Genomic DNA, 24728 nt, shown 5'->3' with positions numbered 1-24728 from the left:
AAAACCGTCTAAGCCGATTATTTTGACAGATCACGCCCACGGCTGGCTTCGATAGCAAGACGCAGACCATTTAGACGAATAAAGCCTTCGGCGTCTTTTTGATCATAGGCACCAGCATCATCTTCAAAGGTAGCGATTTTTTCATCAAATAATGAATCATCTGACTGACGTCCGACGACACTAACACTACCCTTATACAGCTTCACACGTACCGTACCATTGACATACTCTTGTGACTTGTCAATCAAGGCTTGCAACATCATACGCTCAGGGCTAAACCAGTAGCCGTTATAGATGATCTTGGCATAACGTGGCATCAGCTCATCTTTAAGATGGGCCGCTTCACGGTCCAAGGTCAAAGACTCAATACCGCGGTGCGCTTTTAGCATAATCGTACCTGCTGGCGTCTCATAACAACCCCGTGATTTCATACCAACATAACGGTTTTCGACGATATCTAAACGCCCAATACCATGCTTGCCGCCGATTTCATTGAGTTTAATCATTACTTCATAAGGCTTGAGGCGCTCACCATCGATTGCGACGATATCGCCTTTTTCATATTCAAGCTCTAGATACTCAGCCTCATCAGGGGCGTTTTCTGGGCTTACCGACCAGCGCCACATCTCTTCTTCGGCTTCTGCATACGGATCTTCTAAGATACCGCCTTCATATGAGATATGTAATAAGTTAGCATCCATCGAGTATGGCGACTTTGTCTTTTGATTGGCATAGTCGATTGCGATGTCATGCGCTTCGGCATACTGCATCAAGCTCTCACGGCTTGATAAATCCCACTCACGCCATGGCGCAATGGTAACGACGTCTGGAGAAAGAGCAACAGCGCCCAACTCAAAGCGAACTTGGTCATTACCTTTACCAGTGGCACCATGACTGATGGCATCAGCGCCATGTTCTTTTGCGATCTCAACCAGACGCTTGGCGATGAGTGGGCGCGCAATAGAGGTGCCCAGTAAGTACTCACCTTCATAGATGGCATTGGCACGAAACATAGGGAACACATAGTCACGTGCAAACTCTTCACGCAAGTCTTCAATATGAATGTGCTTGATGCCCATGGCTTCAGCTTTTGCACGTGCAGGCTCGACTTCTTCACCTTGGCCGATGTCAGCAGTGAAAGTGATCACTTCTGCATCATACGTTTCTTGTAACCATTTGGCGATGATAGATGTGTCAAGACCACCAGAGTAAGCCAACACAATTTTATTGATATTTTTTGGATCAAGCTGAGCCATGAATAACTCCCAATATAAGCATGTAGTGTGTAATAAAACACAAATAATGAGTCAAAAGATAGATTGCCTGCTCAGTGTACATCATATTCACAATCGGCAAAAGTGCAACGCTCATACAAAGCGAGGATTTTGGTGAAACTTCCAAGCAAGTATCGAAAAATCCTCTGGCAGAGGATGGATGATTAAGCAGCTTATTGTGACTTATCAGCGCTCAGTTATTTAGTCATGTTGGCAAACCTGTTATGATAGCTCAAACAAATACTGTCATTACCAGCCAGATAAAAAGGTGTACAGTACGCCTAAATATACGCCATTTTCTTTGACTTTCTTATTAGAAGATATACAAACATGACCTCTATGACTGATTCAACCACTGAGTTAACCATTTTGCAGCCAGATGACTGGCACATTCATTTGCGCGATGATAAAGCGCTAGCGACCACTGTCCCACATGCTGCCAATAGCTTTAACCGTGTCATTTGTATGCCCAACTTGGTCCCGCCCGTCAAAAATACGGATGAGGCAATGGCTTATCGTCAGCGCATCTTACAGCATCTGCAGGACAGTGACATCAGTCTTGAGCGCAAAGCTGCTTTTGATCCCCGTATGACGCTATACCTAACCGATCAGACGACAGCAAAAGATATCGAAATCGCTGCCAAATCAGGTGTGGTACAAGCTGTAAAACTATACCCTGCTGGCGCAACCACCAACTCTGCTGATGGCGTGACCGATATAAATGCCTGTGTCGATGTCTTTGAAGCGATGGAAAAGCATGACTTGCCTTTATTACTACATGGAGAAGTGACTCACGATCATGTTGATATTTTTGATCGTGAAAAGCGCTTTTTGGATGAAGTACTCGCACAGATAATTGCCAAGTTTCCCACACTAAAAATCGTCATGGAGCATATCACCACCAGCGATGCTGCGGACTTTGTATTGGCACAAGGCAATCAGATTGCTGCCACCATTACACCGCAGCATCTCATGTTTAACCGCAATCATCTGCTGATAGGTGGTATTAAACCGCATTTTTACTGCCTCCCTATCTTAAAGCGAGAAAAGCACCAAAAAGTACTCTTAGATGTGGCGACCAGTGGCAGCCCCAAATTCTTTTTGGGCACTGATTCAGCGCCACATGCCACCGATAAAAAAGAAAACGCTTGTGGCTGCGCTGGCTGCTATAGTGCAGTCCACGCTCTGCCCTTATATGCTACTGCTTTTGATAGCGTCGGCAAGATTGATAAGCTAGAAGGCTTTGCCAGTCGCTTCGGTGCTCAGTTTTATGGCCTACCCATTAACGAAAGCACGATTACTTTGACGAAAACACCTTTACAAGTCCCTAGCGGTTATCCGTACTTTGATGGCCAAACCCTGACACCACTTATGGCAGGTGACACCTTGCCTTGGTCTCTTAAAATATAAAGTCTCTTAAACTATAATAAACACCTCACCATTCCAATGCTATTTACATGCTGTAGATAGTATTGGGTGTTGGTGCTCTCTTTAGCCCACCGTATGCTCGATAGAAGTGATTTGGACTGCTATGACAACCGAACAACATATGACAAACTCTGACGCCAAACAGTCTGATGACCGCTCTACTGGTCAGAACAACACTGTAACTCAGACGATGAGTCATCACGAAAATAACCCAGAAGTAGACGCATCATCCGCTAAGTCAGTGACAGAGCAGACAGCCCCTATGACGCTCAAAGACCGTTTTCGTAAGTTTATGCCTGTAGTCGTCGATGTGGAGACAGCTGGCTTTAACTCACATACCGACGCTTTATTAGAAATTGCTTGTATTCCTATACTGCTAGACGAACATGGCGTGTTTTATTCAGGTGAGCCTCTCAGTGCTCACATTGAGCCTTTTGAGGGTGCCAACCTAGAGCCAAGCGCCCTTGCTTTTACCGGTATCGATCCAAACAATCCGATGCGCAAAGCCATTGCCGAAGACGAAAAAACAGCACTACGACGTATTTTTAAAGGCCTGAAGGAAGTGCGCCGTAGCGAAGAATGTCGCCAATGTGTCTTGGTCGGCCACAATGCTCATTTTGATTTAGGCTTTTTAAACGCTGCCATATTGCGTACCAACAGCAAAAACCACAACCCTTTCCATCAGTTTTCTGTATTGGATACGGTCACATTATCTGCACTGGCTTTTGGTCAGACGGTTCTTGCCCGCGCTTGTAAGGCCGCGGGACTTGAGTTTGATGGTAATGACGCTCACTCTGCGCTATATGACACTCAAAAGACAGCTGAGCTGTTTTGTCATATCTTGAACAACTACCCAATGTTACCCAATGCTTTACATGACGAGTCAACCAATGTAGAGTTAAATGATAGCAATGCAACTTAAGCCATGATAGCTCTTGTGCCATGATAGCTTTTAAACCAGGATTGTTGATAGCATAGTGTTTTACAAAACAACGTTGGCACTTTGAGTACAGCGCTCGTTTGAATTCTAGTGACTCTCGTCTGCCTTAAAGCAAGGATGTCCTTTAAGTGACTTAAGTTGCTCATACCTTAGATAGCACATGCAATGCATCGTTTAAGGTTACAGGGAGGGACTTTACTATGGATCCACAGCTCAAGTTATGGGGCACTATTTTTGGCTACATGTTACTTGCCTTAACCATTAGTGCTTGTACGTCCTTATGGATACGCCATCATTTAAAGAAAAAAGACCTCCATCCCAAGCGCGCACTGAAAAAAAGATACTTAATTTTAAAAAGACGCAGAAAAAGGCTTGACAGAAAACGCAGACGCCATTAAAATACGCCCACTTCAGCAAAAATGGTGAAAGCAGCTGAAGTGTTGTTACTAGTCCCCATCGTCTAGAGGCCTAGGACACCGCCCTTTCACGGCGGTAACGGGGGTTCGAATCCCCCTGGGGACGCCACTATATGGCGTCACTTATCAGCATTATGTTTATAAAACATTCAGTAAGACTGGTAAGCGTCCTACCAAAAACCCCAACCATAATTATGGTTGGGGTTTTTTTATGTCTTTATTTTTTGATACAGACTTAAGATGGGTGCATTAAGGCTTACTTATGGAGCAGAGCTGACGACATATAGAGCTGATACAGGGCTGCTATACTAATATAGAGTGCGCCAGTTTTATATAAGACTGACTGTCAAAAAAACCAGCAATTAAAGATTACTGGTTTCTATTTTTAGAAAAATGTGATGCTGCATACATTTCATTATAAAATCTATAAAAACTTATCTGATAACACTAGCCACAGTAGCGTTAACACAATCAAAATGCCAAGCACGGTTTGAATCAAAAAGAAAGCTTGATGCTCCCCCACTACTTTACCCAAAGTGACACCCAGTGCACTGTATTTGATTGGCTGAGCATCCATATCGCCTGCATCTTTTTGCTCTTCGTAGTAGCGGTGCAACACTGCTAAAAACTGTTGCCATTCATTGTCTGCCCAATTAAAAGGCTTAAATGGTAACAGCGCTTTTGCCTTAGCGTCTTTTACCATCCAGCGCTCAAGCACTATAGAGCGCAACGACCAACTACTAAAACGCCGCACATCTATCTCAGAGAAGTCTAAGAGCTGCATGTCTTTGTGCCGATCATCCATCAGTAAGGTGTTTTTTAGATTGGTTAACGCTTGTTCTGAGCCTTCTACATACTGAAAAAAATAGCCATTACCATAACAAACAATACCAGTGATGCCCTTCATTTGATTATTTTTGATGGACGTTTCAGCAATATCATTAAGCGTACTAGAGCCTGACATCCCAGTGGAGGTGATACGGCTGATATATACAAGCTGATAGAGAGGCTCGACTCTAGATTCTTTTATATTCGTAATGTCTGACAATTTGCCTCTCCTATGTAAGAAACAAAAACACTTATTTTATAAAAATATAGAAGCAAAGCGTTTTTTGGCGCAAAACAAGCTCTTTATATTATTGATATTATAAGGTTTATTTTTTATTGTATAAAGTTGGTTACATCATAGGCCAATTACGTCAACAAAGCAACTGTTATAGGTTGTCGCTATAGTTTATATGATGCGAGGTGGTAATGAAGAGATAAAACGAAAGATTAATCATGCTCAAGCAGGGCTTATGTCTAAAGCAATTAGAGCAAACAGATAGATAGGAGCTATAACAACAATAACACTAGAATATGTCATTATTTGGAAAGTACAGATCAAAACAAGACAGGCAGCAGTCAAACAAGGAAAACAGTGCAGCTCTCAGCGCTATTGAGACATTAGCTGGCTATTTAACGTCATTTGACAACATGTAGCCATTGTTAACCCACTTAGAGAGTTATGGTTTGAGTTGAGGACGAGACTTTTTTTGAGCAGTCAAGATGGCTTGTAATAAGACAGCATCATCAGGATAGGTCAGCTTGATATTTTGGCGACTACCAGCGACCAAGCGAATGGGCAGATTTAAATGCTCAAAAGCACTGGCTTCATCGGTGATGGCGAGCTCGTGCCTAGCAACATGTGCTAAGACCTGCTGCAACTGCTCAAGTCGGTATACTTGCGGCGTTTGGGCCTGCCACATCCCTTCACGGTCAACAGTATGAGCGATATAACGTGCCGAACCTAAGGCTGGCGTTGATGGTGACTGATTGGGGGAAACAGACCTCTTCAACGTATCAGCGACGGGGACGGCTAAAATAGCGCCATATCGTTCAAGCATCGCCGCCTCAATCACGTGCTCAATATCTTGGGTAGGCACGGCAGGGCGAGCAGCATCATGTATCAATACCAAATCTGAGCCAGCCGCACCGGTATTGACAATTGCGTCGACCCCTGCTTGTACAGACTGCCAACGCTCAGCGCCACCGATGGCATAGGATATTGGCAGCTTAAAACTCAATGTCTGAGCTGTCGTATCATTTGCTGCGATGACCAAAAGGCATTTGTCAATATAAGTGCTAGCGGCTAACCTCGCCACACTGTGCTGTAGCAGCGTCTGCTCTTGTAGTCTTGTATACTGCTTAGCTATAGAGGCACCAAAACGGCTACCACGACCAGCAGCGACGATCATAGCATGTACAGAGGGTTTGGTATTCATGATGTTATATTCGTAGTGTTGCAGGGTATGCTACCCATGGCAATAGAACTTAAAAGAAGGCGTCAAACGCTTAAAAAAGACAAGTAGATAAGCAAAAGCACTAATTGCGGCTGTGCGTCGTAGGTGCCGTTGACACTTGTACAAAGGTCTCATTTGGTTTGATCAAGCCTAGATCCAGTCGTGCATGCTCCTCTACTGCCTCAAGGCCTGTTTTTAGATCTTGCACGTCTGCACGTAATAGGTTGTTGGCTGCTACTTGGTTATCATTGGCGCGCTGCTGCGCTTCAACGTCACTTAGTAATTTGTTATGAGCAAATCGTCCGTTTTCTCCTAACCAATACTGATATTGCAGTCCGAGTAATACTGCAACGGCGAGAGCAAGCAGAACAAATTGGCTGAGATATTTCATAAGATAGCAACATAAATGAAAAAAGCGGTATACGACGATATACCTAAGATAATAACGCTAAAAGCCACTCTCTCAAGCGAGACGAGAGGCTCTAAAACAAATAATGCTAAAACGCACCAAATGATATAGTCACTATATCATTTGGCTCATCTGATGACGACTAATGATAGGTTTTGTTTCTTAACCACGTAGACCGATAAACTCTTCACGGCCACGGTAGCTGGCACGCACTTGCTGCTCGATACGCAGCAGCTGATTATACTTCGCCACACGATCTGAGCGGCAGAGAGAGCCTGTTTTTATTTGACCGGCTGCCGTACCTACGGCTAGATCGGCAATGGTGCTGTCTTCTGTTTCACCTGAGCGATGCGAGATGACAGTGGCATAGCCATTGTTTTTGGCCAAGTAAATGGCGTCTAACGTCTCTGATAACGTGCCAATTTGGTTGAACTTAATCAAAATCGCATTGGCGACTTTTTTGTCAATACCTTCTTGTAAGATGGCCGGGTTGGTCACAAACAAATCATCCCCAACCAACTGTACTTTGTCACCGATTTGCTCAGTCAGATACTTCCAGCCGTCCCAATCTGACTCATCAAGGCCATCTTCAATTGAGATGATGGGATATTGACGTGCCAGCCCAACTAAGTAGTCTGAAAACCCTTGACTATCAAAGGCTTTATTGCCTTCACCCGCCAAGACGTACTGACCGTTTTTATAAAACTCGCTGGCCGCACAATCAAGCGCTAAGTGAATATCATCACCTGGCTTGTAGCCGACTTGCTCAATGGCTTGCATGATGACGGTAATGGCTTCTTCATTACTACGTAAATCTGGCGCAAAGCCGCCCTCATCACCTACTGAAGTACTCAAACCTTGAGATTTAAGCACTGATTTTAGGCTGTGAAACACCTCAGTGCCCGCACGCAAGGCTTCTGAAAAACTGGTAAAGCCGACAGGCTCAATCATAAACTCTTGAATATCTACCGTATTGTCAGCATGTTCGCCACCATTTAAGATATTCATCATGGGTACAGGCATCGTCAAAGACGTTTGATTGCGTAGATTGGCGATATACTGATGTAATGGTAGGCTTTGCGCTTTTGCCGCAGCTTTGGCCACAGCAAGCGATACCGCTAGCATGGCATTGGCACCCAAGCTTTCTTTGTTTTCTGTACCATCAAGCGCAATCATAGCATCATCGATACGCTGCTGCTCAGTGACATCCGTATTCATTAGAGCACTACGAATCTGGCTATTTACGTTGGCGACAGCCTTTCTGACCCCTTTACCCATGTAGCGCTCTTGGTCACCGTCACGCAGCTCTAACGCTTCACGTGAGCCCGTTGACGCCCCGCTCGGTGCTGCTGCACGGCCGATAATGCCATCCGCTAAGGTAACATCAGCTTCAATCGTTGGGTTACCACGTGAGTCTAGTATTTCACGGGCGCGAATGTCTTTAATTTCGGTCGCATTTTTGATTTCTTCAGCATACATAATGTCTATTAATTCCTTTGGTCATGCCAAGTGTGTGGGATAAAAAAGGGACTTAAAACTATAAATCTGTATCATAAAATTATATGTTGCATCATAGCATAAAATTGTTTATATCGCCCATTTTAGCGTCTGAAGCAGCATCTTCTATACAACAAATGAGGTTATAAACGCAGTCACTGACCACTGGTTAAGTTTTGAGTCTCAGCGGTCGGTTTAGATAGGGTATTATCCAACTCAACTGTCGTTTTAAACCGTGTGAGGCGTAAGGCGTTCATCAGTACTGAAATCGAGCTAAGTGCCATCGCCGCCGCTGCAATCATCGGGTTTAAAAAGCCAAAGGCCGCCAGTGGAATCCCCAGCGTATTATAAAGAAAAGCAAAAAATAAGTTTTGTTTGATGTTGCGCAGTGTGGCATTGGCGATTTTTTGTGCAGCATCGATATGCATAAGTGACTCGCCCATCAAGCGAGCGGAGGCGCTATGCTGTGCCACGTCTGTTCCCTCAAACATCGCAAAACTGGCATCCGCAGTGGCCATCGCTGGTGCATCATTGACACCATCACCCGCCATAGCGACCTTATGACCTGCTGTTTGCAATACGGCAATTTGACTGGCTTTGTCACGTGGGCTCATCTGCCCATATGCTTTTTGTATACCAAGCTGACCTGCCACATGGTCGACCACAGACTGCTTATCACCGCTCATTAGGATGACAGTAATACCCGCCTCTTGAAGCGCTGTAATGGCTGCTGGTGTATCAGACTTCAGGTCATCGGCTAGCGCAAAAGCACCCAGTGGCTCGTCATTGATACTCACGGCCACAGTACTGGCAATCTGCCATACTTTTGGCATGAGCTTTGGTAGGGTTAAGCTGGCAAAGTCTGCCGTACCTACTTTGACCGTACCCAGACCTTCAATGTTTGCCTGAATACCAGCGCCTTTTATCACCCTGACCTCACTGACAGGCAGTAGTGACAAACCACGGTCTGTTGCTGCATTGATCAAGGCTGTGGCCAGTGGATGACTGGCATGCACCTCGACACTAGCGCCAATTTGCAGTACGTCATCGGCTGCAAGCGACTTGTCCACCATCACTTCATCTACGATGGCCGGCTTACCTATGGTCAGCGTGCCGGTCTTATCGAGTACGACGGTATCGATATCACCTGCTGCTTCTAGGCTCTGAGCATCCTTAAACCAAACGCCATGACGTGCCGCCACACCCATACCAGCCATGATGGCCGCTGGCGTCGCCAAGCCCAAGGCGCAAGGACAAGCAATCACCAGTACCGATACCGAATGCATCAAGGCGGTGCTTACTGTACCTGTGACCCACCATGTCACTATAAAGGTGATGATGGCGATGGCAACGACCACAGGGACAAATACCGCTGTTACCCGATCTGCAAGGCGTGCCAGATTTGATCTTGAGCCTTGGGCGTCACTCAGTGCTTGTACCATATCACCCAGCTTGGTGTCACTGCCTTTGGCTTGAACACGATAGAGCAAGCTGCCGTTTTCGACCAAAGCACCGGCCAAGAGCTCATCGCCCTGCTCTTTTTTGAGTGGTACTGACTCCCCCGTTAAATGGCTCTCGACACACCAGCCACTGCCCTCGATGACGACACCATCTGTCGCCACCCGGCTGCCCTGCTTGGCACGTAAAACATCCCCGACTTGGACGTCTTTGAGCGCCACACTATGAAAATCACCATTTGGCTGCTGTTGTTCGACTTGATCTGGGGTCAATGATAATAAAAGATCGATGCTGTTTAGGCTGTGCTTTTTGGTACGCTCTTCGAGATACTTACCGGTACGTACAAAGGCAATGACCATCACCCCTGCCTCAAAATACACCCCAGGGCCATCGTGAGTCATGCCTTGAAACAGACTCGCTAAACCAGCATCTCCATGCGTCAGCCACAGATACGTTGAGTAGGCCCAAATCGTGACGGTGCCGATGACCACCAGCACATCCATATTGGCCAAGCCGCCTTTGATTGACGCCCAAGCGCTCTTATAAAACGGCAGTGCCAGACCAAACTGCACAATGGTCGCAAGGATAAACTGAATCCAAACGGGCGGCATCCACGCCATGCCCTGACCGATGAGCATACCTGCCATGCCTACCAAAAATGGCAACAAACAGATCCATAGCCCAATCAAGCGCCACGGATACTCAGTAGCGGTGTCGGCATCGGTTTGGGCAAACAAGCTGTCACCTGCCTGTAGGTTGGCGACAAAGCCAGTCTTATTGACCCATTCGATGATTTCTTCGGTACTGGCCTGCGCCGGATCATAATCGACGTTGGCCGTCTCACCTGCAAAGTTGACATTAACCTGATGAATGGCTGTTTTTTTGTTCAGTACTTTTTCTATTCGTGATGCACAGGCCTGACACGTCATCCCATCCACTGCCAGTTGCAAGTGGGCAAGCTGCGGCGCAAGCTGGGTATCTGACTGAACCTCAGTCTCGACATCATAAGCGGATCGATCGGAGGCGGTATTGGTAGAATCACTCATAAATAAGACTCATTATGATGGTATGTAGGCTAAAACAGCGCTATCGTAAGCTTTATTATACAATAAAGTATATTAATACTCACTGGTATATGGTTGTGATAGGTTTTAATTCAAGTCAAGTCACTATAGTTGAGACGCTATATGGTGTCATCAGTATAGAAATTAGGGTGTGCTCTCAATCTGAACGACAATACTTAATTAAGGACAAGCCTTAATATCAATAAAATAAAAAACCAGCTGCCGAAATTGACAGCTGGTTTTAATATTAAAACAGGCGTTATGAGTTAGCGACGGTTGCATCAAATCCAGCGTCTTCAATAGCAGCTGCAATAGCTTCGGCACTGGTTTTGCTGTCATCAAAAGTGACTGTTGCTAGATTGTCTGTCAGATCGACAGTAATAATATCTATACCGTCGATATCGCCTGTTGCCGTATGGACGCTTGCCACGCAGCCTTCACAGGTCATACCATCGATGTTAATAATACGAGTTTGACTTGCCATAATAGGCTCCTTTGTTGTGAGTGATTTGTGATGTTTTATACGCTCTAAAACCGTAAAGCGCTATACCATTACTCTGGGTTTTGGGGCGCGTCGATAGGAAACGGCTGGGTCACATAGTCGACCATGCTGATCGCCGCTGTTAGCGCATGAATACTGGTATCGGTGTCATCATAACGCACAGTGGCCATCTTACTTGCAGCATCAAGGTCTATCGCCGTCACGCCTGTGATATTTTTTAGCGCAGTCATAACACTGTCTAACCCTTCAGCATCATCGATATTTTCGATGCTCACTTGTGCTGTCTGAATTGCCATCGTTCTATCCCTTTTTTATTTGCCCTTTTTTATTGATTTGATTAATGAGTGTCTAGGGCTGCAAAACCTTTGACCAAATCATCAATCTGCTTTAACTGCTGCAAAAACGGCTCTAACTGACTCATACGTAGCGCACAGGGCCCATCACACTTGGCAGCCTCTGGATTTGGATGCGCCTCCAAAAACAGCCCAGCCAGTCCAGTCGCCATGCCGGCACGGGCGAGAGTGGTAATCTGCTCACGGCGACCGCCAGCACTATCGCTGCGTGCGCCTGGCTGCTGCAAGCTATGCGTCACATCAAAAAACACGGGCACATTCATCTGCTTCATGGTATCAAAGCCCAGCATATCTACGACCAAGTTGTTGTAGCCAAAAGCACTACCACGCTCACACAAAATCAGCTTATCGTTACCTGCCTCAAGGCATTTATTAAGGATATGACGCATCTCATGGGGCGCTAAAAACTGGGCTTTTTTGATATTGATGATGGCACCTGTCTTAGCCATCGCCTGCACTAAGTCTGTCTGACGTGACAAAAAAGCCGGCAGTTGAATAATATCAGCCACCTCGCTCACAGGCTCAGCTTGATAGGGCTCGTGTACATCAGTGATGATGGGCACATCATACTTTTCTTTGACTTGCCCGAGCCAATCTACACCTTGCTCAAGCCCTGGCCCACGGAAGGAATGCAAGCTTGAACGGTTGGCCTTATCAAAGCTGGCTTTAAACACATAGCCGATGCCTAAGCGCTGGCAGATATCGATATATTGCTCAGCGATCTCAAATGCCAACTCCTTTGACTCCAAGACATTCATCCCGCCGAACAGTACAAACGGTTGGTCATTGCCGATATGGATGTCTCTGTGGTCAGGCGTGCTAAGCTGAATATGCGATTGAGCGGTTGGCAAGTTGTCCATAAAAAGGCGTTCCTCTGTTATTGTTATCAATACACGATATTGTAACCGATACGCTCACAAATAAAAGTGTACAAGCGTAATTAGCTGTCATCATAAGTAACCGTTCACAGACCCTGCCCTCTTCAAAAACCTAAAGTCAGCCATGAAAAGCAAAAAAGACCAATCCGAAGATCAGTCTTTTTTGTCATGACACGTTAAGAAATAATTAGCTTAATACTGTACTAAAAAACCCTATCCTTTATCGTTATAAATCTTTGCCGCTTTCACAAAGCTATTAAACAACGGGTGACCACCACGTGGCGAGCTCGTAAACTCAGGATGGAACTGCACGGCGATAAACCAAGGATGATCGGCAATCTCAACCGACTCTACCAGATGCTGCTTGGCAGAATAGCCAGAGATGCTCATACCTGCTTGCTCTAATGGCTCGATATAGCGGTTGTTCATCTCGTAACGGTGACGATGACGCTCAGTAATGGTGTTTGAGCCATAGATTTGGCTCAGCTTGCTACCAGCCACCAGCTCAGCCTGCTGGGCACCTAAACGCATGGTGCCACCAAGATCTGAGTCATCGCTGCGAATCTGCAGCTCACCACGCTCATCCAACCACTCAATGATCAAACCAATGATTGGCTCTGCGCTCTTTTTGTCAAACTCAGAAGAGTTGGCGTCGATGCCCAGTACATTACGGGCGTACTCAATCACCGCCAGCTGCATACCAAGGCAGATACCCAAATAAGGCACCTTGTTTTCACGAGCATACGTAATGGCTTTAATCTTGCCTAGTGTGCCACGCTCACCAAAACCACCCGGTACTAAAATAGCGTCTGCCTGCTGTAGCTGTGCAAACAACGCATCATCTTCTTCTAAAAGCTCAGCATCGACGTAGTCAATCTTGACGTCTGTCTTATGCGTGATACCAGCGTGCAACAAGGCTTCGTTGATAGACTTATAAGCATCAGGTAGTTCAACGTATTTGCCGACCATGGCGACTGTGACGATCGCTTCAGGGTTGAGCTGCGCTTCGACGACCTTGTCCCAATCGCTCAAGTCCGCTTCTGGTAAGTCCAAACCAAAGCGCTCACAGATCAAGTCATCTAGGTCTTGCTCGTGTAGGGTGCGTGGTATCTGGTAGATGCTCTGGGCGTCTTCACACATGATGACCGCACGCTCTTCGACATTGGTAAATAGCGCAATCTTGCGACGATTGTCAGGAGAGATCTTATGCTCAGAGCGCAAGATCAAAATATCAGGCTGCAGGCCGATAGAGCGCAGCTCTTTGACTGAATGCTGAGTGGGCTTAGTCTTGGTCTCGCCAGCACTGGTGATATAAGGCACGAGCGTCAAGTGCATCAGCATCGCTCTGTTGCGACCCAGCTCCACCTGCATCTGACGTACGGCTTCCATAAATGGCAGTGACTCGATGTCACCGACGGTACCGCCAATCTCGATGATCGCCACGTCATGACCCTCGCCACTGGCCAGAATCTTACTTTTGATCTCATCGGTGATATGCGGGATGACCTGTACAGTACCGCCCAGATACTCACCACGGCGCTCTTTATTCAGTACGTTTTGATAGATGCGACCACTGGTGAAGTTGTTGCTCTTGCTCATCTTAGAATGACGCAAAAAACGCTCATAATAACCCAAATCTAAGTCCGTCTCTGCGCCATCATCAGTGACAAACACCTCGCCATGCTGAAAGGGACTCATGGTACCCGGATCGACGTTGATGTAGGGGTCCATCTTGGTCATGGTGACGCTGACACCACGGGCTTCAAGTATCGCAGCAAGTGAGGCTGCGGTGATACCTTTTCCTAGTGAGGACACTACCCCACCGGTCACAAATATAAACTTGGTCATAGTACTCTGTCGGTAATTGGTAAAAGAGGATTTTACTAAAAATACGTGACGAAATATAGGGCAAAAACCAAAACAGTTGCTTTTTGCTCTGCAATAAAAAAACCCACCCCGAAGGATGAGTTTTTTAGATCAGATTCTAATGGTTAGATTAGAATTTGTATTCGATACCACCGCCGATGCCAAAGCCATCATATTCTGTTTTAACCGTACCATCATCATACTCAGTATTTAGATAAGCACCATAAACGTGACCGGTCGTTGCTGCGTTGATAGCATATTTGCCACCTACAACACCACGTAAAGCATCACCATCACCATCACCACCAAAATTACTAACCACATCAGCTTGAGCATAAGCAGTCCAAGGAGTGGCTGTCGCCATCTCGCCACTGATAGTGAATGTATTTTCATTGTCGTCTGTATTCATATCTGTATTTTGATACAAAGCGCCAACTAAAACCTGTGGGTTGATTTGATAGTTACCACTGACACGAATTGCTTTTTTGAATTCGTTTACTACATCACCTGATGATTGAATATAGCTAACACCAGCATTCATAGGACCCATTGCATACGTACCAGCAACACCAGCAATATTTTCTTCATCTACGAAGTTGTCTTCGTCCATGCCATACATAGCCATAAACTGCATGCCATTGTAGTCAGGTGAGAAGTAAGCAAAAGAGTTGTTAACACGTGGAGCATCAAAGCTAGTAAGTACCGCATCGCCGCCTAGTACGCCACCTTGAGTAACGTTCGCAAAGTTAACGTAGTCATCAATAGCTGTTAAGCGACCAGCAAGCACCTTACCATACTGGGCATTTTGTAGACCAAGGTAGGTATCACGTGAATAGAACTGATCGGTGTCTGCATCAACATCGATACCATACTCTAGTTGATAGAGTAGATCAGTGTTGCTAGTCAATGCTTCAGAACCTTTCAGACCAATGCGAGAAGCATTAGAGTTCAGTGAAGTACGTTCATCTGCATTAATTTCAGCACTACCACCAGGGCCAGAAACATCGACATCAGCTTCTACAAGGTCAAGAGTTAAGAAAGCTTTACCATAAACGGTAGGAGCGGCTTGGGCTGCAGATACAGATAGAGCAGCAACTGCTGTAGCTAAAAGTAGTTTTTTCATGGGGGTATCTCCACTTTACAATTTTAGTAATGAGCGAGCTATTATTAGCTGTTGCCCAATTGGTATCGTCACAAATCCTCAAAGATCTAATGTGTAACTGGCTACCGAGATTAGTCAGAAACAAGTGTGGCGAAGTTCTATTACCGTAAGATGAAAAAAACCATGACTTACATAACTGGGACTACTGATGTAACCATCATGTAAACGTAGGTCTTTAACGCTCTAGCATGTAACATCCGTTACCAAACTCATACTTCGGCTATAATCATAACAACTTTGACATAATTTGCAACATATTTTTTTTATTTCTTTGCAGCCCGCTTAATATCTACCGAACACAGCGTTAAGACTCAGTGAGGATATAGCAACATTCGGCGAACTGCCATAAAAAACACCGCTACCCGCCATTGCAGATAGAGGTGTTACTGATAAAGGGATAATCTGAAAACTAGCACTTTAAGCCAGTGATGACTCATCACTGATTCATCACTGACTTTCTAGCTGGGCTTAATTCTGCCTTACTTCATCTCGTTTATTAAGCTCTGCAAGGCAGCTGTGCTTTTAGATCTAAGCGGGCCTGATGCAATAAAGGCTCAGTGTAGCCACTTGGCTGCTCACGTCCTTTAAATACCAAGTCACAGGCGGCTTTGAATGCATGAGAGTTATCAAAGTCGGTAGACATCGGCTGATAGCTTGGATCGCCAGCGTTTTGCTCATCGACGACCTTTGCCATACGCTTCATCGTGTCCATCACTTGCTGCTCGCTGACCACATCATGATGTAGCCAATTGGTGATGTGCTGACTGGAGATACGCAGTGTCGCACGGTCTTCCATCAGGCCGACGTCATTGATATCAGGTACTTTTGAGCAGCCGACGCCTTGGTTTACCCAGCGTACGACATAGCCCAAGATGCCCTGAGCGTTGTTATCCAACTCTTGCTGCTTCTCTTCTTCGCTCCAGTTGGTGTCCTTGGCCAGTGGAATGGTCAAGATGTCATCAAGGCTGGCACGCTCACGTGACTTTAGCTCATCTTGGACATCAGCCACGCTCACCTCATGATAGTGCAGGCTGTGCAAGGTAGCGCCTGTTGGTGAGGGTACCCATGCGGTATTGGCCCCTGCTTGTGGATGCGCCGCCTTGGTATCCATCATCTCTTTCATCTCATCAGGCTTGGCCCACATGCCTTTACCAATCTGAGCATGGCCTTGTAGCCCTGTCTCTAGGCCAATATCGACGTTCCACTGCTCATAAGCGGGCTGCCACGCTTGCGACTTCATCTCGCCTTTTGGTACAAAGGCACCTGCATTCATACTGGTATGCATCTCGTCACCAGTACGGTCTAAGAAGCCGGTATTAATAAAGATAACCCGCTCTTTGGCTTGGCGAATGGCTTCTTTTAGATTGACCGTCATGCGGCGCTCTTCGTCCATGATGCCGATTTTTAGCGTATGACGCTCAAGGCCGAGTAGGTCTTCTGAGGCGTTAAATAAATCATTGGCCATCTTGACTTCTTCTGGGCCATGCATTTTTGGCTTGACGATATACATAGAGCCTTTGCGTGAGTTTGACAGCTCAGTCTTGCCTTTTAGATCATTGAGCGACAGTAGCGGCGTGATCAAACCATCCATTAAGCCTTCAAAGATTTCTTCTTGACCGTCACCCAAGTCGACCAAGATAGCAGGGTTTTGCATCAGATGACCGACGTTGCGGATCAATAGTAGCGAACGCCCTGGTAGTACCAGCTTGCCACCGTCTGGCGTGGTGTATTCACGATCTGGATTTAGTTTACGGGTACGGGTTTTGCCGCCCTTCTCAAAAGTCTCTTCTAGATCGCCATTCATGAGGCCAAACCAGTTACGGTACACTTCGACTTTTTCTTCTGCATCGACAGCAGCGATAGAGTCTTCACAGTCTTGAATGGCAGTAATCGCTGACTCCAACAAGACGTCTTTGATACCAGCAGGATCATCTTTGCCTACAGGATGGCTGCTATCGATTTGAATCTCAGCATGCAGGTTGTTGTTTTTTAGCAAGATACCTGTTGGGCTGTCTGCATCGCCGACAAAGCCGACAAACTTGGCAGGGTCTTGTAGCGACGTGCTGCTCTCCCCTTGTACCACCTCAAGAGCGCCATCAACGACTTGAAAGCCAGTGGCGTCATTGTATGATCCTGAAGCCAAGGCAAAATGCTCGTCTAGGAAGTTTTTGGCATAAGCGACGACCGCTGCTCCGCGGGTGGGGTTGTATTGACGAGTGACCTCTTGGCCGTTTTCTTCACTGATGACATCTGTGCCATATAATGCATCATATAAGCTACCCCAACGGGCGTTGGTGGCGTTTAGTGCATAGCGAGCGTTACGTACGGGTACGACCAGCTGCGGCCCTGCGATATGAGCAATCTCGTCATCGACGTTTTCGGTGCTGACTTTGAAGTCATCGCCTTCTGGCAATAGATAACCAATCTCTTGTAAAAAAGACTTATAGGCTGGATAGTCAATCTCGCCGTCTTTGGCAGGGTTGTCTAGATGCCACTGGTCGATCTGCTGTTGAATCTTGGTACGGGTGGCCAGTAGTGCCTTATTACGTGGTGTAAAGTCCTTAACGACCTGTTCAAAACCTGACCAATAACGATCTGAATCAACACCAACTTTAGGTAGCACTTCATTTTCAATAAAGTCATACAGCTGTTGGTCAATTGCAAGAATGCCTTTTTGGATACGATTGGCGTGAGAAGCCTGGCTCATAGTGGTGTCCTTATCTGTTGGTGAGGGTGATTAATACGGGTTTACTACCATACTGCTTAAATAAACAGACGCTTAACGCTAAGTAGTCACTCCATGTTTGAATACGGCACTAAGCGCCTGTGATAACGCAAACTATAGACTGCCATGAGAGCGCCATTTTTATAGTGATTGCCTAGCGCTTTTTGCTGTGACTGCTACTCACTAGCATAAAACCATAGGTAATTATTTGGCAAGCTGTCACTGTCAGTCTATATATAGGCATTATCTGTATTGTTATATTTTGAGACATCTGTGGCCGTTGATATACTACTCATAGGTCAGTGCTGATTGATGAGTCGTGTCGTATTGGGCCGACCGGCTTTGCTCGGTCAAATGTCTTAATTCGAAATATCATCCTACTATCAAATAATGAAATAAACAAGAAAACATCATTTAGTTAAAAAATGTTGGGGCTGTTTATTAATGATACTCTATGCAAGGTATGCCTTGGCGGTTGTATTGTCCATAATATCATTGGATGATGACAAGCCAGTTTAGAACCGTCAGTCATCAAGATAAGGCCAATCCATAGCTAATGGTTATCTATAATACGGCCATGGCTCATATCGTCGAGACTAAATAGCATCGATACACTGCAACATAGCATTTTTATACACCCATCACACTAAGTAATATTATGACTACATCCCAATCCAATCTCTCAGAGTTTAGTGCAGCTGCTGCGACAGAAGACAGCGCTGATATCAATCAACTGCGTAAACCGCTAAAGGTAGACTTGTCTGCTGTCTATGACTTTTTGGGCAGTCGCACGTCTCAATCTTGGGTCGATGCTGCCATAGCGGATCTACCTACCATCATTCAGGATCATGCCAACTGTGAAAAAAAAGCCGCCGGTACTGCGATGAATCTTATGTTTCGCTATGAGTTCTCGTATGATTTGCAGCGTAAATTGGCGCAGCTGATCCGTGAAGAGATGCTGCATTACGAGCAAGTACTGGGCATCATGCACGAACGTGGACAGGCATGGCAATATCTTAGCGCTGGCCGTTATGCCAAGGGTATGCTCAAACATAAGCGTACTTATGAGCCTGCTGCTATGATAGATGTGCTGATTATCGGAGCCTTTATCGAGGCTCGTTCGTGCGAACGCTTTGCCGCATTGGCAGCGGTCATCGATGATGAGCGGTTGGCGAGATACTATCGCTATTTACTCAAATCAGAAAGCAGACATTTTGAAGACTATCTGGCACTCGCTCAGTCATTGTCTGAAGAAAACATCGATGAACGGGTGGCGTTTTTTAAGACGGTAGAGGCGGATCTTATCTCCAGTCCAGATAATGAGCTGCGTTTTCATAGCGGCACACCTGCTTAGGAGGTATAGTCGGAGTACTTTTAAACCACTACGGTGTTACCCGCCCTAGATGTACTCCGTGTACTATCTGCAGTCGGTCGCCTTGTAGCGATTTTAAAACTCCTTGACTATAGATAAGGTCAGAGCTCTGTACCAATGACAGTCAATAAAGACTGAGGTTCTGAGTTATACTCAAATAAAAAAGCGTTTACCGATCAAGTAATGATGCTCGGTAAACGCTTTTTTTTCAATGATGTCCTGCATACCGCATACATCATTGTCGGTAGTGTTGATCATCAGCACTGATAGACAGTCAGGGTCAGTCTTTGCTTTCCGTGAGCGTGCTGTCGTACTCTTTGCCGCCTTTAGCGACGTTATGTGGGTCATGATCAGGGGTCTGTTGCTCAGCAGCGGCAGGATTGACTTTTTGTAGGGCATCATCAGGCACGATGCCATCATTATCGTCTGCATCCTGTAACTGATAATCTTGCGTCAGGGGTTTGTCCTTTGAGGTACTCATTTGCACTCCTTATAAGGTAGGTATGCTCACCGTCCTGATAAATGGCACTGTGATTACAAATGCCGCTTATTCTATAGCGAGTCTTTTTCGTCAGGATTTAGGACGCGTTTTTGAGCATTATCAACGTTTGCATAGCGATTGCTGTCTGTTACCTGCGCATCACCTACTGTATGTGGGGCTAAAGTATCTTCATTAACGCCACCATCAAAGGCCTGACCTTCTTGATCACGGCGATCTGGTTGACGTGCAGGATTGTCCATATCATTGACATGCTCCGAATCTACTATCCCCTTTTCGAACGTGTCTGTCCCTTTATTTACAGTCGTGTTGTCTTCGATCTTATCGTGTTTGTCTTCATCAGCGATGCGTGTCTTAGTCAAGGCTGGATCCTTGGTTTTCATTATCATATCCTTATATCAATATTAGTAATTTTTATCTGGCCGTCGTCATTTCTTAGTACGATTTATGTGCCATATCAATCATATTGAGACGGTGCGATCTACATTTAAGATAAGTGTCCCAACAGCACATCAATACTTTTAGATTGAGTCAATGCTACTACAGCTTTTTTACCACACCATAAATTGATAGCGATATAAATCAGCGAGATTTTTAGAAACTACTCGTTGTCTGTCTTACCCAATTTACGGGCATCCAAGTCAGCGACATTTTTGCCACCTGCTGGCAGATTTTCTTCTTTTCTAGGATCTACATATATCTCATCTGTCTCTTGCGACGCTTGCTGCGGGCCGTCTATCTCTGGCTCGTACTTACGTCCTGCATAGCTGTCTTCTGGGTTAAGCGGACGAGATGCAGCTGGGTCATCGACGAGTACTTTTTCTTCATTATCTATGTGCTTATTGTCTGTCATGGCATATCCCTCGCTTTCGCATAATATTCGGTTCACATACTATGTTGATAGTATTTACAAAATTTTTGAATAAAAAGTTATTTATCTGTACGCAAGTCGTCATCAATAAAAGGGGTTTTTTCGTCTTCACTCAACGCTTCAGGCGTTTTGACCTGTTTGTCTTCTGTCACCATATTGTTATTTAAATTCTTTTCGATTTGCTCGCTATCTGCATGTTCGGCTGCTTTTTTGATATCTGAAACGTCTTTGTCGTTATTGTTGTCGTTATTATTTGTGGCATTACTCATCACTCTACTCCTATTGGGTCTATTTTTATTAGTCCTGTTTTTATTGGTTCTGTCTGTCCTTTGTATTGGGGCCGTGTAATGTCTGTGTAATGATGATATGACGTGCTTTTTTATTTATCACAGATGACTTTATTATAATGAGATGCTGCACGCCTTAACCAGTGTACGGCAGTATCAATATGTGAATAAATGTGAGGAGAAAACAAGGTTTGTAACTGCAGCGTATCGTGGGTCTCCATGTCAAGCATAAAAACCCAGTCGACAATATGCGTTGTAAAATTGGATATAAAAAGAGTTGATATAAAGCGTTCAGGCGGCTCTAGCTGGTTTCTCCCACATGGTTGATGGTTTTTAGCAAGTGCTCTTGAGCGATATGTATAGGCTCATTGGGTTTAGGCTGGACTTGCGTCCATGCACCCGTACCATCTAGGGTCCAAGCCTGCATATTGTCCTTTAGATAGTTTTGTAGACCGTCTTTATAAATCTGAGCAAACAGTTTTTTATTTTCGATCGGAAATGCCACTTCGACACGGTGAAATAGATTGCGATCCATCCAATCGGCGCTACCACAATACATGCGCTCATCGCCGTTATTATAAAAATAATAGACACGAGTGTGCTCCAAAAAGCGTCCCACTACAGAGCGAACCGTGATGTTTTCAGACAGTCCTTTGACTTGGGGACGCAGACAACAGATAGAACGCAATATCAGCTCAATCTTTACCCCTGCTTGTGACGCATCATAGAGCTTGGCAATCAATCGACGCTCGGTCAAAGCATTTACTTTGACGATGATATGAGCACGCTTGCCAGCCTTGGCATGAGCGATCTCAGCATCGATAAAGCGCATCAGTTTGTCATGCAACGTAAAAGGCGCATGCAGTAGCTTTTTGAGATTGGCGGGCTTGCCCATTCCGGTCAGCTCTTGAAATATTTTATGGACATCCTCTGAGATATCATAGTCAGCGGTAAACAAACCATAGTCCGTATAGACTTTGGCATTACCTGCATGATAGTTGCCTGTCCCTAAGTGCACGTAGCGGCGGATACGGTCCTCCTCACGGCGCACGATAAGCATCAGTTTTGCATGGGTCTTATAACCGACGATACCATAGACGACGACCGCTCCAGCCTCTTGCAGATAGTTGGCGACAGCGATATTGGACGCCTCGTCAAAACGAGCACGCAGCTCGATGACAGCGGTGACCTCTTTACCATTACGAGCGGCAGCGGCCAGCGCTTGAACAATCTCTGAGTTGGTCCCAGAGCGATATAAGGTCTGCTTAATCGCCAGTACCTTGGGATCACTGGCAGCTTGACGCAATAGATTGACCACGGGTGAAAACGCATGAAAAGGATGGTGTACCAATACATCAGACTTGCGCATAGCACCAAACATACTGGTCGATCGATCTAGCTTGTCAAACTCACGGCGAAAGGGTTTGGGTACGATGTGGGTGAAGGGCTCATAACGCAGTCCTGGAATGTTAAAGTCAAACAGCAGGCGTGTTAAGTTCACAGGCCCATTGACTCGGTATAGCTGCTCATGGTGCAGCTCAAACTCATTAAGCAGGTAATCGCTGATGGGCGCAGGACAGTCGGTGGTGACCTCGAGGCGTACTTTATCACCGAAGCGGCGGTTTTCGAGCTCACCTTCTAAGGCTTTGGCAATGTCGTCGACATCATCTGCTAAGTCCAAATCTGCATTGCGTGTCAGTCTAAACTGGTGGCAACCTGTGACACTCATACCCGGAAACAGCTCGCCGATGTGCTCATGAATCACTGCTGATAGCATGACGTGGTGCTCTTTGCCCCCTGTCAGCTCATCTGGCAGACGTATGACACGTGGTAGGCTACGGGGTGCAGGGACAATAGCGAGATTGATATCTCGACCAAAGGCGTCTTTGCCCTCCAAAGTGGCGATGAAATTTAGGCTCTTATTGACCAGCCGTGGAAATGGATGCGCAGGATCGATACTGATCGGTGTCAACACAGGCGACACTTGCTCAGTGAAGTAGCGCTTCATCCATGCAGACTGCTCACTATTGAGCTCATCACGCTTTAGGTAGCGGATGTCTTGCTCGGCCAGAGCGGGTAACAAGGCGTCATTGAGTATGCGATACTGCTCATCGATAGCGTCATGGGCGACCAAGGATATCTCTTTGAGCACTTCACTGGGGCGCATGCCTTGAGGCGTGTTGCTGACATCGCCATGATTGAGCTTTTGTATGAGACCTGCCACACGAATCTCAAAAAACTCGTCCATATTGGATGAAAATATAATCAGAAAGAACAGGCGCTCAAGCAGTGGATGATGCGGACTGGCGGCTTGTGCCAATACACGTAAATTGAACTGCAATAAAGACAAGTCACGGTTGATAAAGCTGCTCGGTGAGTAGCTGCCATCTTCAGAGCGCTGCCAAGACACTTGTGTTTGGCTGTGACTGGCTATGATGTTTGCTAAATGATTGAGACTGTCCGGTGTCTGAGTTTGCTGAGTACGGTCATCTTGGGTGTTGCTCTTATTGCTTTGACTGTCGCTATTTTGACTTTTTTTTGCCTGTGCCATACCATCGCTCCCTATTTATTATCATGTGCCGCACACCCCCGCTAATCCGCCAGTGGTGAGCGACATATAGTTATCCTTATATTACCGCAACTGTATGGCGCTGCAACTATATAATGACGCTCCTTATATGGTAAATCCCTTTGAATCATCTTATCACCGGCCTATCAGCCTCTTGTTATGGTAACGCAGCACTGTTCATGCGCTTTTTAACAATGCGCTGCTTGTTGCGCAGGCGTCTGTCGTTTTGGTTGTCTTGATAGTACTTGGGGTTGGTCAACATACTGATTAATAACGCCGATTCATCCCGATTCAGCTTGGCGGCAGACTTATGAAAATAATGCTGAGCGGCTGCCTCAATGCCATATATGCCCTTGCCAAACTCGGCCACATTGAGATACGCCGTCAAGATACGCTGTTTGTCCCACAGGGTTTCAATCATCACCGTGATAATGGCTTCCTCGCCTTTACGAATATAAGAGCGGTGCGAGGTCAAAAATAAGTTTTTGGCCAGCTGCTGGGTAATGGTCGACCCGCCAGCAGACATCTTGCCCGTTGCTTCGTTTTTTTTGCGAGCCACCTCGATGCCTTCAAGATCAAAGCCGTTATGCTGACTAAACTTGGCATCTTCACTGGCAATCGCAGCTTGTTTGGCAGATTTGGCGATGGCATCGTACTCCGCCCAAGTCTGGGTTACTGTGCCGCCTGTGAGACGATGGGTCAACATAAACATGCTATTATTAATCGGCTGCGTTTTCCAAATCAGCAGCAAGCCTGCGACCAATACATGAAAAACCACCACCAACAGCATAAACGCCAATAAAAACCGTTTGATAAATTTGCCAAAGCTTGTCATGGGTGTGATATCCAAGGGGTTAAGAAGAGAGTGAGATAAAG

The 24728-nt window shown here is 45.8% G+C and carries 21 protein-coding genes and 1 tRNA gene; 4 read left to right on the top strand and 18 right to left on the bottom strand.

Annotation, left to right across the window (positions count from 1 at the left end; translation table 11 throughout):
• Positions 1-17: 17 nt before the first annotated feature.
• Positions 18-1256: an argininosuccinate synthase gene (locus J3492_RS01180; RefSeq protein WP_207988854.1), complete on the bottom strand. Its 1239-nt coding sequence runs from the start codon at positions 1254-1256 to the stop codon at positions 18-20.
• 357 nt (positions 1257-1613) lie between these two features.
• Here J3492_RS01180 and pyrC point away from each other — a divergent pair, with 357 nt between their 5' ends.
• The 3 genes from pyrC (at position 1614) to J3492_RS01165 (ending at position 4167) form a co-directional block, all read left to right on the top strand.
• A complete protein-coding gene (gene pyrC / locus J3492_RS01175; protein WP_207988852.1) occupies positions 1614-2684 on the top strand; it encodes a dihydroorotase in 1071 nt (356 codons plus the stop codon).
• Positions 2685-2964: 280 nt separating this feature from the next.
• Entirely contained in the window at positions 2965-3624 is a 660-nt protein-coding gene (gene rnt, locus J3492_RS01170) for a ribonuclease T (RefSeq protein WP_243453041.1), read from the top strand.
• Positions 3625-4091: 467 nt separating this feature from the next.
• Positions 4092-4167: transfer RNA gene (locus tag J3492_RS01165), tRNA-Glu, on the top strand.
• Between the two features lie 315 nt (positions 4168-4482).
• On the opposite strand, the gene J3492_RS01160 is transcribed toward J3492_RS01165, so the two are convergent.
• The 11 genes from J3492_RS01160 to J3492_RS01110 all read right to left on the bottom strand — a co-directional run bounded on the left by J3492_RS01160 (position 4483) and on the right by J3492_RS01110 (position 18236).
• Positions 4483-5106 (bottom strand): BLUF domain-containing protein, encoded by a 624-nt coding sequence (locus J3492_RS01160; RefSeq protein WP_243453026.1) that lies wholly within the window; start codon positions 5104-5106, stop codon positions 4483-4485.
• A 457-nt stretch (positions 5107-5563) separates the two neighbouring features.
• On the bottom strand, positions 5564-6322 hold the full coding sequence (gene ispD / locus J3492_RS01155) for a 2-C-methyl-D-erythritol 4-phosphate cytidylyltransferase (RefSeq protein WP_207988850.1): 759 nt from the start codon (positions 6320-6322) through the stop codon (positions 5564-5566).
• A 100-nt stretch (positions 6323-6422) separates the two neighbouring features.
• Positions 6423-6731 (bottom strand): septum formation initiator family protein, encoded by a 309-nt coding sequence (locus tag J3492_RS01150; protein ID WP_207988848.1) that lies wholly within the window; start codon positions 6729-6731, stop codon positions 6423-6425.
• A gap of 180 nt (positions 6732-6911) precedes the next feature.
• Positions 6912-8228 carry a phosphopyruvate hydratase gene (eno, locus tag J3492_RS01145; RefSeq protein ID WP_207988846.1) on the bottom strand — a complete coding sequence of 439 codons (1317 nt, stop codon included), beginning with the start codon at positions 8226-8228 and terminating at the stop codon, positions 6912-6914.
• Positions 8229-8401: 173 nt separating this feature from the next.
• On the bottom strand, positions 8402-10750 hold the full coding sequence (locus tag J3492_RS01140; RefSeq protein ID WP_207988844.1) for a heavy metal translocating P-type ATPase: 2349 nt from the start codon (positions 10748-10750) through the stop codon (positions 8402-8404).
• A gap of 277 nt (positions 10751-11027) precedes the next feature.
• Entirely contained in the window at positions 11028-11252 is a 225-nt protein-coding gene (locus J3492_RS01135) for a heavy-metal-associated domain-containing protein (RefSeq protein WP_207988842.1), read from the bottom strand.
• Between the two features lie 68 nt (positions 11253-11320).
• Positions 11321-11566, bottom strand: coding sequence for a heavy-metal-associated domain-containing protein (locus J3492_RS01130; protein WP_207988839.1), 246 nt, complete (start codon positions 11564-11566; stop codon positions 11321-11323).
• 41 nt (positions 11567-11607) lie between these two features.
• Positions 11608-12483: a 3-deoxy-8-phosphooctulonate synthase gene (gene kdsA / locus J3492_RS01125; RefSeq protein ID WP_207988837.1), complete on the bottom strand. Its 876-nt coding sequence runs from the start codon at positions 12481-12483 to the stop codon at positions 11608-11610.
• A gap of 231 nt (positions 12484-12714) precedes the next feature.
• Positions 12715-14349: a CTP synthase gene (locus tag J3492_RS01120; RefSeq protein ID WP_207988835.1), complete on the bottom strand. Its 1635-nt coding sequence runs from the start codon at positions 14347-14349 to the stop codon at positions 12715-12717.
• Positions 14350-14497: 148 nt separating this feature from the next.
• The gene (locus J3492_RS01115) at positions 14498-15490 is read right to left on the bottom strand and encodes a porin (protein ID WP_207988833.1); all 993 of its coding nucleotides are present in this window, start codon (positions 15488-15490) and stop codon (positions 14498-14500) included.
• Between the two features lie 535 nt (positions 15491-16025).
• Complete coding sequence (locus J3492_RS01110; protein ID WP_207988831.1) at positions 16026-18236, bottom strand: malate synthase G; 2211 nt, start codon at positions 18234-18236, stop codon at positions 16026-16028.
• 676 nt (positions 18237-18912) lie between these two features.
• Here J3492_RS01110 and J3492_RS01105 point away from each other — a divergent pair.
• A complete protein-coding gene (locus tag J3492_RS01105) occupies positions 18913-19608 on the top strand; it encodes a MiaE family protein (protein WP_207988829.1) in 696 nt (231 codons plus the stop codon).
• A 298-nt stretch (positions 19609-19906) separates the two neighbouring features.
• Here the strand turns inward: J3492_RS01105 and J3492_RS01100 are convergent, their stop codons facing one another.
• The 6 genes from J3492_RS01100 to mtgA all read right to left on the bottom strand — a co-directional run bounded on the left by J3492_RS01100 (position 19907) and on the right by mtgA (position 24687).
• Positions 19907-20107, bottom strand: a complete 201-nt coding sequence (locus tag J3492_RS01100) for a hypothetical protein (RefSeq protein ID WP_207988827.1) — start codon at positions 20105-20107, stop codon at positions 19907-19909.
• A gap of 71 nt (positions 20108-20178) precedes the next feature.
• Positions 20179-20508, bottom strand: coding sequence for a hypothetical protein (locus J3492_RS01095; protein ID WP_207988824.1), 330 nt, complete (start codon positions 20506-20508; stop codon positions 20179-20181).
• 218 nt (positions 20509-20726) lie between these two features.
• Positions 20727-20978, bottom strand: coding sequence for a hypothetical protein (locus J3492_RS01090; RefSeq protein ID WP_207988822.1), 252 nt, complete (start codon positions 20976-20978; stop codon positions 20727-20729).
• A gap of 77 nt (positions 20979-21055) precedes the next feature.
• The gene (locus tag J3492_RS01085; protein WP_207988820.1) at positions 21056-21265 is read right to left on the bottom strand and encodes a hypothetical protein; all 210 of its coding nucleotides are present in this window, start codon (positions 21263-21265) and stop codon (positions 21056-21058) included.
• A 319-nt stretch (positions 21266-21584) separates the two neighbouring features.
• Positions 21585-23834 carry a polyphosphate kinase 1 gene (gene ppk1 / locus J3492_RS01080; protein ID WP_207988818.1) on the bottom strand — a complete coding sequence of 750 codons (2250 nt, stop codon included), beginning with the start codon at positions 23832-23834 and terminating at the stop codon, positions 21585-21587.
• 175 nt (positions 23835-24009) lie between these two features.
• The gene (mtgA, locus tag J3492_RS01075; RefSeq protein WP_207988816.1) at positions 24010-24687 is read right to left on the bottom strand and encodes a monofunctional biosynthetic peptidoglycan transglycosylase; all 678 of its coding nucleotides are present in this window, start codon (positions 24685-24687) and stop codon (positions 24010-24012) included.
• Positions 24688-24728: the final 41 nt, after the last annotated feature.

The sequence above is a fragment of the Psychrobacter coccoides genome (assembly GCF_017498085.1).
In the GTDB taxonomy this organism is placed as follows: domain Bacteria; phylum Pseudomonadota; class Gammaproteobacteria; order Pseudomonadales; family Moraxellaceae; genus Psychrobacter; species Psychrobacter coccoides.
Note: the sequence above shows the minus strand (reverse complement) of the source record. Positions and strands in the feature narration are given on the sequence as shown.